The organism is Streptomyces coacervatus (genome assembly GCF_029223485.1).
Taxonomy (GTDB): domain Bacteria; phylum Actinomycetota; class Actinomycetes; order Streptomycetales; family Streptomycetaceae; genus Streptomyces; species Streptomyces coacervatus.
Genome location: NZ_JARHTP010000017.1, coordinates 199347 through 208841, shown reverse-complemented (window position 1 = coordinate 208841; position 9495 = coordinate 199347). Strand labels below are relative to the sequence as shown.

The following is a 9495-nucleotide window of genomic DNA, read 5'->3' as shown; positions in this document are numbered from 1 at the left end:
CCGGTCCCCTCAGGTGATGTCGCGGGCGAGGAACAGCTTGCGGGCGCCGAACCAGGCGGCGGCCAGCCAGCCGGCGATCACGACGACCGCGATCGGCTCCGGGAGCAGATCCGGCTTGGCGTCGCGGTACACCGAGCTCATCGCGATGGTCAGCAGGAACTTGGCGACGTCGGGAGCCAGTTGCTGCAGGGCCGGGTCGACCAGGAGCGTGAGGGCGAGCAGGGTCACCACGGCACCGACCTGGTGCCGGATGATCCAGCCGAGGAGGACACCCCAGGGGCCGGCGAACACGTTGCAGGCGAGGATGCCCGCGGCGATCAGCCAGGTCTCCCGGGTGATCTCCGGGCTGTGGCCGGAGGCGGCGAGCGCACCCCAGGTGGTCGCGAACGCCAGGGCGACCGCGAGGAGGCCCGACAGGGCTCCCATGGCCGTACCCACCAGTGCCTTGGCGGTGAACAGGCGGGCGCGGGAACCGCTGAGCAGGACCGAGCGGCCGATGGTGCCGGCGGTGTACTCGCGGGTGACGAAGACGGCGCCGAAGAGCGAGGCGAACAGCAGCGTCATCATCCAGGCACGCACCGAGTCGTCGGTGACGGTGGAGAGGTCCATGTGCTGTTCGGTGATCTTCTTGTCGATTCCGCTGGTGTAGCCCAGGGAGGCGAGCAGGCACATGAAGGCGCCGGAGGCCGCGATGATCAGCCAGGTGCGTCCGGTCCACGCCTTCATCCACTCGGCGGAAAGCAGGTCACGCACCGGTGTTCTCCCTCACGGTCGGAGAGCCGACCAGCTCAAAGAAACGATCCTCCAGGGCTCTTGTGCCGCCGGAGGTGAGTTCGTCCAGGGAGCCCGCGTACCGCAGGGTCCGCTGGACGACGACCACGTCGTCCACGGTCTGTTCGATCTCGGCCAGCAGATGGCTGGAGACCAGTACGGTGCGGCCCTCGCTTGCCAGCGAGCGCAGCGTCGTGCGCAGCCAGCGGATGCCGTCCGGATCGAGACCGTTGGCGGGCTCGTCGAGCACCAGCAGTTCGGGGTCCGGCAGCAGCGCGGTGGCCAGCGCCAGCCGCTGCTTCATGCCCGTCGAATAGCCCTTGACCCTGCGGTCGGCGCGGTCGTCCAGCCCGACCTGCCCCAGCACCTCGTCCGCGCGCGAGGATGGCAGCCCCAGGGCGCGGGCCCACACGCGCAGTTCGCGACGGGCCGTCGTACCCGGCAACGGGTTGATGCCGTCCATGCTGACGCCGACGCGATGGGCGGCCCGCGGGAGGTCCTGGTAGGGGTGGCCGAAGACGGTGGCCGTGCCCGCGGTGGCCCGGGTCAGGCCGAGCAGCATGCGCAGCGAGGTGGTCTTCCCGGCGCCGTTGCGGCCGAGCAGGCCGACGACGCGTCCGGAGCGCACTTCGAAGGAGACGTCCTCGACCGCCGTCATGGTGCCGAAGCGCTTGGTCAGGCCGCGAAGTCCGAGCACGCAGTCGCCGTTCATCGGCTCCCCACGTGCGAGTTCCGCGCGATACGGGCCACGCAGCCGATGATGCCCACGGCCATGGCGACCAGGAATATCCATCCGGAAACACCGTCGAAGAAGCCGCTCCCGAACACGAGCACCAGCACGAGCCCCATGGACACGAGGGAGAGTTTCACGTTCTGTTGCTGGAGGTCCTGCTTGTCGCTCATTTCGATTCCCTGCTTCTCGCGTTCGGTGTGTGGGGGGATTCCGCGGCGGCGACTGGGCATCACCGCCGCGGAAACCGAGCTCAGACGTTAGTCGGCCGGCTCAGGTGGCGATGGACGCCGCGGTGCTGTAGAGCACGAGAGAGGCGATGCTGATCTTCGAGCCCTCCTGGAAACCGGACCAGAAGCCCGGGGCCTCCATGGCCTCCAGCTCCTGAAGGCCGAGCTCCAGGTCCTGCTCGAACTTGCTCTCCTGCATGTCACAACTCCTTTTCATTGATGAAGGGGGCGCTCAGGTGGCGAGGGAAACCGCGCTGTAGCCGACGAGCGACACGACGCTCATCCCCGTCACGACACCACCGGCGGTGTCCCAGAAGCCCGGGGCCTCCATCGCCTCCAGCTCCTGAAGGCCGAGCTCCAGGCCGAGCGTGGTCGGCTGGTCCGTCGCCGTGGCGATGGTCTCGTTCTGCAAGGTTCTCTCCTTTCGATCCCTGTCGGATCTGTGGTTCATCCGCGCCCCGGCAGGGCGCGGAGGCTTCGTACGGCTGTCTTCGGCCGCCCTCGGCGGCATCGGGCGGACGGGCCCGTCACGCCGGGACGGCGTCCGCCAGCAGCCGGCGGACATCCATGGCCGTCAGCCCGCCGAGCATGGGCAGCCCGGCGCCCCAGGCGCGGACCGTCCGCTCCGCGACGTCGTCCAGGCGGGCGGCGTCGGCGGTGAGCCGGTGTTCGATGCGCCAGGCGGAGACCAGGGCCCGTACGCCCTCGGCCGGGTCGCCGGGCAAAGGTGTGGGACCCGCCGTCCTCAGCCGGGCCCAGATCCTCCGCAGCCGCTCGGCCGAGCCGAGGCGGCTCTCACCCTCCGCGATCGCCTGCCACAGGGGTGGCAGGAGAGCGGCGACGGCGGTCATCTTGCGTACCCCCAGCGACCAGGACAGCTCGTTGGCGATGAGCCAGCCCTTGACCGCGTACGGGTCGCGGCCGTGGTGCAACCACGCGCTGTGGCTCAGACCGCTGACCTTGGCGATCTCCAGCCGTAGCGCGCCGTCGGCGACAAGGCCGCGCGGGGCGGCCGGCCGGGCGTCGGCCAATGTGTGTCCGAGCGTCACCAGGCGGGCGGCGACCGTCTCCACCAGCGCGTCCTCGGTCGGTGCGGACGTGTGGTCGCCGATGTATGGGCTGACCACCCGGAACAGCGCCTCCAGCACGCCCTCGGCCAGCAGCTCGCCCGGCAGGGTGGCCGTCGCATCCGCGTCCAGCACCGCGATCTCGGGCTGCAGGGCCATGCCCAGCACCAGCTGCTTTCCGCCGGGGCGGGCGAGGCAGGCCACTCCGCTGACCTCCGAGCCGGTGCCCACCGTGGTGGGGACCGCCACCAGCGGCACCCGTCGACCGGTGAACTCCGGCAGGACGACCAGTCCGCAGCGCTGCGGCACGGTGAGACGGGCGCGGATTCCGCGGTCGTCACGGGCCGCGGTCGCCAGTTTCGCCTGGTCCAGCAACGAGCCGCCCCCGACGCCGATCACCAGCTCGCTGTCCGCGAGCCGGTCGGCCAGAGCCGGCACACTGTCGACGTCGCCGGCACCGGCCAGAGCGAGCACCTGGGTCTCCCGGCCCGGGGCCGAGACGAGATCGTGCAGCTTCGCGACGACGGCCGAGTCCAGGAGAGCCGCGTCCACGACCAGGGTGATCCTGCGCTCCCCGCGGCCGGCGATCCACCTCCCCAGCGGGGCGCAGCCGTGCAGTACGGACGTGGCTCCGCCCGTGCCGCCGCTCACCCCCGTGCTCCGGACCGCGCGTGTGCGGTGAGGCCGGTGACGACACACTCCACCAGCTCGGCCAGCTCCGCCTCCGTATAGGTCAGGGCCGGAAGGAGCTGCACGCCGTTCACCCCGGGATGCACGATCGCGCCCGCCCTCCGGATGGCGGCCACCAGATCCGGTACCTCGGCCTGACGAAGCGGGGCGCCGTCCGCCCCGAGGAACCGCAGCGACCGGAAGCAGCCGAGCCCGGTCGTCTCCGCCACCAGTGGGTGTCCGGCGACCAGTTCGGCCAGTACGGCGTCGAGACGTGCGGCCAGCCGGCTGCCCGACGCGACCGCGTCGAGCCGCCGCATCTCGGAGAGGGTGGCGAGAATCGACGCACAGGTGACGGGCGTGCCGGCCTGCGTCTCCCCATGGGTCAGGATCGCGCCGCCGGCGTCGAACGCGGCTGCCACCGACCGGGCGGCGACCACGACGGCCGCGGCGCAGGTGCCGTTGGTCAGCCCCTTGGACGCGATCAGCAGGTCGGGCTGCCCGGCCCACTCGCGCGAGGCGAAGAAGGAACCGGTACGGCCGAAGCCGGTCGCCACCTCGTCGGCGACGAGCAGGAAGCCGTGCTCCTCGCGCAGCCGCAGCAGCGCCTCGACGTACTCCCGCGTCAGCGGTACGGCGCCGCTGCCCAGCACGGGTTCGACGACGACGGCCGCCACCTGGGAACCCTGACGTCGCATCAACTCTGCTATGTCTTCGGGGTCGTTGGCAGTGACATGCCGGACCAGCCGCTGGTCCACCCCGTACAGCCGCTGGCCCAGATCCTCTCCCGTCAGCCCGAAGCTGCCGTAGGTCAGACCGTGGTAGCTGCCGCGCAGGCCGACGACGACCTTGCGCCGTTCCTCGCCACGCAGGGCGTGGTAGTGCCGGGCGACCTTCATGGCCAGGTCGTTGGCGGCACCGCCGGACGTCGAGAACAGCACGCGTCCGTAGTGCCGGGCGCCGCAGACGTCGAGCAGGGCGGCCGCGGCCCGGCGGGCGTAGACGTTCTCGTAGCGGAACACGCTCAAGTACGAGGCGTCCCGCAGCGCCCGGGCGGCCGCGTCGGCGATGGCCGCGTTGCCGTACCCGAGATGGGTGTTCCACAGGCCACTGGAGCCGTCCAGCAGCTCACGCCCGTCTGCGAAGCGGACCCGGACGCCCGTCGCCGAGACCGCGCACAGCGTGTCATCGCCGTGCTGTGCGGGAGCGAGGAGAGAGGGCCACAGGGCATGCGCGGCACCCTCGCCGTGCCCTTCGGAGGCTTGCGCCGTCGCACCGTTCGACAGGATCTCCGTCATGCGGTGACCTTCGCTTCCAGCAGCACACTCGGGTGCCGCGCACCCGCCATCGGCAACGGGTATCGAGCCCGTACGGCGAAGCCCGCCACCGCCAGCTCCGCCTGAAGCCGGTCGGCCGGCAGCACACCGATGGTGGTGGTGCACACGGGTACGGAGCCCTCGCCGGATTCGTCCACCGCATCCGGGAAGACCGTGACCGTGCGCGTGGTGTCGCCGGGCGCCCAGTACTCGTAGACGCGGTACGCGGCCGGGCCCGTGTGGACGACCAGCTCGGCCTCGTTCTCGTCGGACCGGGTCGCGTCCATCTCCACGGTGGACAGCAGGAACCGTCCCCCCTCCGCGAGATGATCACGAACACAGCGGTACAGGCCCGCTCGCCCCGCCTCGTCCAGCAGCGAAACGGTGGTCGTGCCCAGCACCACTGCGCCGAAGCGCCGCCCCAGTGAGAAGTCGCTCATGTCGCCCCGGACCACCGTGCAGCGCTCCCGCAGCGCCGCCGGCCCCGTCGCCAGGCGCGCCGTGAGCAGGTCCAGCATGCTCGGCGACAGCTCCAGCGCGGTCACCTCGCGGCCCAGCGCCAGGAACGGCAGGGTGAGCCGGCCGGAGCCCGCCGCCAGATCGAGGACCGGCCCGGGCAGGCGTCGGACGGCACCCAGCAGTTCGCGCACCTCGTGGTCGCTGTGCGTCGCGAGGTTGTGATAGACGGACGAGCCGTACGTGTCGTACAGGTCGTGCAGGACGGCGCGGCCGCCGAGCGCCGCGATCAGGGCGCCGGCGCGCCCGGGGACGGTGCGGGTGATAGTGGTCATGGCTTGCGTCACCGCCCGGCCGAGACGGGCGCGAGTACGGGAGCGCACAGAGCGACGCCGGTGTCGGCGAAGGCCCGCTCCACGTCCCGCAGCTCCTCGCGGTCGGCATACCCGTCCGCCGCGTCGACGGAGCCGCAGACCAGCAGCGTCTCGACGAGCGCTGCCGCCTCCCGGCGCAGCCTCAGCATCCGGCCGTCGGCCGGGACATGGACATAGGCCGCGTCATCGGTCCACAGCAGCAGCGGAACCTCGGCCCCGGTCGCGTCGGCGGGATGCGTGACCTCGGCCAGGTGCGCTGCGCACCGGCCGCCGAAGCCCGACACCGCCGCACCTGTCACGGCGCGGCCGCTCAGGTTCCGCAGGGCGTCGAGTGCCACCAGGTAGCGGCCCAGCCAGGGCCGCTGCGCGAGCGCCGCCGCCCGGACCGCCCCGGGGACAACGGCTCCGAGACTGACCGCGCAGGGCGCGCCGGCGTGGTCGTTGATCCGGTTCCACTCCGCCTCGACCGCCGCCAGGCCGTCGCCCGCCCGGCCCAGCGGGAGACCGCCGGGAGAGGTGGAGAGGGCGCCGTTCGCCGCGACGTACAGCCGCAGCGCGGGACCGGAGCCTTCGGCTGCCGCGCCGAGCGCCGGGAGGTCGGCGAGCTGGGTGACGTGGGAGGCGAGGAAGTCCGGGAACACCCCCTCCTGCCGGGCCCGGTCGGCGTCCGCGACGTACGCCTCCAGGTCCGCGGTGTCGGCGACGCGCACCAGAGTGGGGCCGATCACCGACATGTAGCCGCTGATGCCGTAGCTCTGCACCTGGAGGTAGAAGTCGGTACCGAGGGAGAACTCGGCACCCGACTCGGCGGCCGAGCCGCCGCAACCGACGACGCCGTCGCCGCTGCCCTCGGGGGCGAAGACCGTGGTGTCGGGCCCGACGATGTCCGAGGCGAGTACGGGGGCCAGGTGGTCGGCGCTCTCCACGACCACCGTGCGGCAGCCGATCTGCGCGCCCGTGCCGGTGTTCCCGTCCGGGGCGGCCGGCGGTCGGCTGTCCCGGCCTGTGGCCCAGACCATCAGGCGTTCTTTGATCTCGGACATCGGATCCCCCTTCGTGGTGGTGCGGTGCATCGCCTCCCGTGCTGCGCGGCGGAGGTTCGGGCTCACGGTCGCGCCGGGGCGATGTGCGGTGCTGCGCACCGGTGTTGCTGTTGTGTGGCGGTGAATGAAGCCGGTGGTTCAGGCGAGCAGGGCCAGCAGAGTCTTCAGTTCCTCCATGGCGGCCTGCGGGCCGTAGCTGTTGCAGACGCCGGTGACGTTCAGGACGATCTCGTCCACGCCTGCCGCCTCGTACGCCTGCAGCTGCTCGACCAGGCGGTCCGGCGCACCGGAGAGGAAGGCCCCGCCGGAGACCAGTGCCTCGGCGTCGGCCTTCTCGTCCGCCCCAAAGATGCCGGTCCCCGACCGGCGGAGCATGTCGACGTAGTGCGGGGCCTTCATATGTGCGGAGCTGCCGGCCAGAGCCAGTTCGGCGGCCGTACGGTCGGGGCGGGCCAGGGCCAGCGGCACCATGGCCGTCAGCCTGGGCCGCGCCCGGCCGGCCGCCTCGGCCCCCTCGTCCAAGGCCGGTACGACGGTGTCCCGCAGGTAGGAGGCCGGTGTCAGCCAGCTGATGGCCACCTCGGCCACCTCTCCGGCCAGCCGCGCCATGCCCGGCCGCAGCACTCCGAGCCCCACCTCCACCTTCGGTGCCGGAAACGGAGGCAGGGACACCTGGTCCGCGGTCACGTGCTCTCCCCGGACCTCGACCGCCGCGCCGTCCAGGAGCCCGCGTACGGCCGTGACGTACTCCCGGGCCAGGCTCAGAGGGCTTCGGTACGGCTTCCCCAGCAGGCTCTGCTGGAAGGTCCGCGCCCCCGGGCCGAAGCCGGCGACCACGGGGTGCCCGGTGGCCATGGCAAGCGAACGTGCCTGGAGGGCGGCTTCATAAGGATGCCGCAACGGCATGAGGGTGACGCCCAGCCCGACCGGTACCCGGAAACCGGCGCCGGCCGCGTAGGCGAAGCCCTGATGCGGTTCCACCATGAGCGCCTGCCCCTGCCACAGCCGCTCGGCATGGGTCCAGTGCACCAGTGCCGCGTACGGCAGGGTCTGCTCCGGCCGGCGAGGCAGAAAGGGCATCAGGACTGAATAGGCGGTCATCGGTGGAAATCCGTTCCAGGTGTGTCGATGGCCTCATCTTGAACGATGTATCGGACCGGCCACCACCCCCTGACCTGGGGGTTTGTTGCCTCCCTCGGTTGGGTGGGGCGCGAGCGGAGCCCGCGCATCCAGACAACAGAGGAAGAAGCGGAACGCCGGATTCCACCACTCACTCCCTATAGGTGTGAAAGATGCGACGGGCCGGCAGTCATGCGGAGAAGTGACGTGACAAGGATCGCGATCATCGGCGACGAGGTGCTGTTCCGGGCCTGTCTGCGGGCGGTCCTGGAAAAGGACCGGACGATGGAGGTCGTCGTGGAGGGGGGTGGCGACCAGCCTCTCGCACGCATCGCTGCGGCCCGTCCCGAGGTGGTGGTCCTGAGCGCGGGCCGCTCGGCGGAGACGGAGGCCGTCGCCCTGATCCCGCGCCTGCGGGACCTCACGCCCACGCCCCAGGTGCTGTTCCTGCCCTCGGCGCCCACCCCCGTCGGCCTCGGGGAACGCGTGCGCGTCGCGGGTGCGGCCGCGTGCCTGGGTGGGGAAGGCGGCCCACGGGAACTCCGCGCGGCCGTACGAGCGCTGACGCTCGACGGGCGAGCACCGGCTGCCGGCGTCTCGGCGTCCGGTCCGGGGCCGGAGGCGCCTCTGACGGCGGATTCCTCCCCGGTGGACGCCGGCCGAGAACAGCAGACTGTGCGGCTGGCCTCCCTCACTCCGCGGGAGCGGGAGGTTCTGGTCCTGCTCGCGGACGGCATGTCCAACAGGGAGATCGCCCGTCGCCTGGTGATCAGCGCGGAGACGGTGAAGGACCACGTTGGCGGCGTACTCACCAAGCTGGGCACGGACAACCGCGTGCGTGCGGCCGCGATCGCCTGGCAGGCAGGTCTCACATCGATGACCGCCGAGCAGGTGGTCTATGATTCGCAGGCTCCTTGACCAAGAGGCCATGCAATTCAACGCGGGATCTGCTATCTCCCGATCATTCAAAGGAACATTCGGGGTAGTGTGTGATGCAGGTAGCTGTCGTCAGCGATGACGCTCTGGTGCGTGCGGGGCTGCGGGAAATCCTTCGGCAAGAACCTGGCGTGGAGGTTCCCTTCACGAGCAACAGCCAGGGTGCGGTCGGGGCGGTGCAGTGCCGCAGGCCGGACGTCGTCCTTCTGGACCTGCAGCTGTCCACCGACGGTCAGGGCCTCCTCAAGGCCCTCCGCGCGCTCAACCGCCCGCCGGCCGTCGCCGCGCTGACCGCGACCGCGGACCGCCACGCGGTGAACGCCGCGTTCGCTGCGGGCGCCGCCGCCTGCCTGGTCAAGGACATCACCCCGTACGAACTCGTCCACGCGGTATGCCTGATCGGCTCGGGCGGCTTCATCCTCTCCAGCACTGCGGTGGCAGTCATGAAGGACGAACACCCCCGGCCAGTGGATCCGGCCCTTGCTGCCCGCCTCCTGGCGGCCTCTCACCTCACAGACCGCGAACGGGAGGTGCTCGCCCTCTTGGCGGCCGGGCTGTCGAACGCCGAGATCAGCAGCACGCTCACGCTCAGCACGAACACGGTCAAGGACCACATCAAGGCGACCTACGCCAAACTGGGCGTCCACAACCGCGTGCAGGCAGCCGTCATGGCCAGCATGGCGGGCCTCGCGGCAGCGGCGTAGGCGCCGGACGGCCGCTTCCCGCTTCACCAAGGATCCCGAGATCGCCTACATCAATACCTCGGTGACCCAATGGAAGCCAT

The 9495-nt window shown here is 71.2% G+C and carries 12 protein-coding genes; 2 read left to right on the top strand and 10 right to left on the bottom strand.

Annotated elements, in window-relative coordinates; all coding sequences use genetic code 11:
* Positions 1-9: 9 nt before the first annotated feature.
* From P2Q00_RS35705 to P2Q00_RS35660, 10 genes are all read right to left on the bottom strand, one after another.
* On the bottom strand, positions 10-753 hold the full coding sequence (locus P2Q00_RS35705; RefSeq protein WP_275778040.1) for an ABC transporter permease: 744 nt from the start codon (positions 751-753) through the stop codon (positions 10-12).
* Entirely contained in the window at positions 746-1483 is a 738-nt protein-coding gene (locus P2Q00_RS35700; protein ID WP_275778038.1) for an ABC transporter ATP-binding protein, read from the bottom strand. Before P2Q00_RS35700 ends, P2Q00_RS35705 begins: the two co-directional genes overlap by 8 nt.
* Positions 1480-1674: a hypothetical protein gene (locus P2Q00_RS35695; RefSeq protein ID WP_275778036.1), complete on the bottom strand. Its 195-nt coding sequence runs from the start codon at positions 1672-1674 to the stop codon at positions 1480-1482. Before P2Q00_RS35695 ends, P2Q00_RS35700 begins: the two co-directional genes overlap by 4 nt.
* 100 nt (positions 1675-1774) lie before the next feature.
* Positions 1775-1930 (bottom strand): daptide-type RiPP, encoded by a 156-nt coding sequence (locus tag P2Q00_RS35690; protein ID WP_275778034.1) that lies wholly within the window; start codon positions 1928-1930, stop codon positions 1775-1777.
* A 33-nt stretch (positions 1931-1963) separates the two neighbouring features.
* The gene (locus tag P2Q00_RS35685) at positions 1964-2143 is read right to left on the bottom strand and encodes a daptide-type RiPP (protein ID WP_275778031.1); all 180 of its coding nucleotides are present in this window, start codon (positions 2141-2143) and stop codon (positions 1964-1966) included.
* 115 nt (positions 2144-2258) lie between these two features.
* Positions 2259-3449, bottom strand: a complete 1191-nt coding sequence (mpaC, locus tag P2Q00_RS35680) for a daptide-type RiPP biosynthesis dehydogenase (protein WP_275778029.1) — start codon at positions 3447-3449, stop codon at positions 2259-2261.
* Positions 3446-4765 (bottom strand): daptide-type RiPP biosynthesis aminotransferase, encoded by a 1320-nt coding sequence (mpaD, locus tag P2Q00_RS35675; RefSeq protein ID WP_275778027.1) that lies wholly within the window; start codon positions 4763-4765, stop codon positions 3446-3448. Before mpaD ends, mpaC begins: the two co-directional genes overlap by 4 nt.
* Positions 4762-5574: a daptide-type RiPP biosynthesis methyltransferase gene (gene mpaM, locus P2Q00_RS35670; RefSeq protein WP_275778024.1), complete on the bottom strand. Its 813-nt coding sequence runs from the start codon at positions 5572-5574 to the stop codon at positions 4762-4764. The genes mpaD and mpaM overlap by 4 nt, the downstream gene beginning before the upstream one ends.
* Positions 5575-5582: 8 nt before the next feature.
* Positions 5583-6656 (bottom strand): daptide biosynthesis RiPP recognition protein, encoded by a 1074-nt coding sequence (gene mpaB / locus P2Q00_RS35665; RefSeq protein ID WP_275778022.1) that lies wholly within the window; start codon positions 6654-6656, stop codon positions 5583-5585.
* 138 nt (positions 6657-6794) lie between these two features.
* Complete coding sequence (locus P2Q00_RS35660; RefSeq protein ID WP_275778020.1) at positions 6795-7757, bottom strand: LLM class flavin-dependent oxidoreductase; 963 nt, start codon at positions 7755-7757, stop codon at positions 6795-6797.
* Between the two features lie 225 nt (positions 7758-7982).
* Between P2Q00_RS35660 and P2Q00_RS35655 the strand changes: the two genes are divergently transcribed.
* Both P2Q00_RS35655 and P2Q00_RS35650 read left to right on the top strand, forming a co-directional pair.
* Entirely contained in the window at positions 7983-8693 is a 711-nt protein-coding gene (locus P2Q00_RS35655; protein WP_275778018.1) for a response regulator transcription factor, read from the top strand.
* Positions 8694-8767: 74 nt separating this feature from the next.
* Complete coding sequence (locus P2Q00_RS35650; protein ID WP_275778016.1) at positions 8768-9415, top strand: response regulator transcription factor; 648 nt, start codon at positions 8768-8770, stop codon at positions 9413-9415.
* The last annotated feature ends 80 nt before the right edge of the window (positions 9416-9495 follow it).

Coding starts and splice junctions, on each gene's coding strand:
- P2Q00_RS35695 (WP_275778036.1), bottom strand. CDS start 1,674: ATGAGCGACAAGCAGGACCTCCAGCAACAGAACGTGAAACTCTCCCTC.
- P2Q00_RS35650 (WP_275778016.1), top strand. CDS start 8,768: ATGCAGGTAGCTGTCGTCAGCGATGACGCTCTGGTGCGTGCGGGGCTG.
- P2Q00_RS35660 (WP_275778020.1), bottom strand. CDS start 7,757: ATGACCGCCTATTCAGTCCTGATGCCCTTTCTGCCTCGCCGGCCGGAG.
- P2Q00_RS35690 (WP_275778034.1), bottom strand. CDS start 1,930: ATGCAGGAGAGCAAGTTCGAGCAGGACCTGGAGCTCGGCCTTCAGGAG.
- mpaD (WP_275778027.1), bottom strand. CDS start 4,765: ATGACGGAGATCCTGTCGAACGGTGCGACGGCGCAAGCCTCCGAAGGG.
- mpaM (WP_275778024.1), bottom strand. CDS start 5,574: ATGACCACTATCACCCGCACCGTCCCCGGGCGCGCCGGCGCCCTGATC.
- mpaB (WP_275778022.1), bottom strand. CDS start 6,656: ATGTCCGAGATCAAAGAACGCCTGATGGTCTGGGCCACAGGCCGGGAC.
- P2Q00_RS35700 (WP_275778038.1), bottom strand. CDS start 1,483: ATGAACGGCGACTGCGTGCTCGGACTTCGCGGCCTGACCAAGCGCTTC.